Origin of the sequence: Devosia epidermidihirudinis (assembly GCF_000971295.1) — a bacterium.
Lineage (GTDB): Bacteria > Pseudomonadota > Alphaproteobacteria > Rhizobiales > Devosiaceae > Devosia > Devosia epidermidihirudinis.
In genome coordinates, this window is the sequence record NZ_LANJ01000013.1 from 1 (window position 1) to 629 (window position 629).

1 protein-coding gene is annotated in these 629 nt (G+C 50.9%); it reads left to right on the plus strand.

Features of this window, described 5'->3' with window-relative positions:
• Positions 1–58: 58 nt before the first annotated feature.
• A partial coding sequence (locus WH87_RS08320) for a His/Gly/Thr/Pro-type tRNA ligase C-terminal domain-containing protein (protein ID WP_046173236.1) occupies positions 59–629 on the plus strand: 571 nt, incomplete at its 3' end.

A 629-nucleotide genomic window follows, 5' to 3' on the forward strand; every position in this document is an offset into this window, starting at 1 on the left:
AAGGGTGAGGGGAAGAAAGAACGGGAAGAGGGAGAAGTAGCGGGCGAGGAGAGAGGTAGTGGTGGCCAAGAACGTGAGGGAAGCGGAAGGGTATGCAGAGGAGGTGAGGCGGCAGCTCAAGGGGGCCGGGAGTCGTGACGAGATAGACGTGCGAAACGAGAAGATCAACGACAAGGTGCGCGAGAAAGCGGTGGGGAAGGTTACGCTGATGGTAGTAGGGGGAAAGAGAGAGGAAGAAAGGAGCGACGGCAAGAGGAAGAGGGGCAGGAAAGAAAAGGGCAAAAGACAGAAAGAAAGAGGCAAAAGCCGGGGAAGGAAAAACAGGGAGAGCGAAGGCGGAGGAAGAGGAAGGAGTAGATACGGAGGGAGAAAAGGGAGAAAACGGACGAAAAAGGTAACAAAAGCGGGACAAAAAAAAAGAGGGACGCGGAAGGACACAAGAGTCACAAAGAATGGAGAGCGAGAGAAGAGAGGGAAAGAGCGGAAGGGAGAAAAGGAAGAGAGGAAGAGAGGAAAAGAAGAACAGAGAGAGCAGGGGGGAGGAAATAGAGAAGGGAAAGAAAAAAAAAAGGAAAGAATGGAGGGGAGAAAAGAAGAAAAAGAAGAAAAAAAAAGGAAAGCAAAAGGAG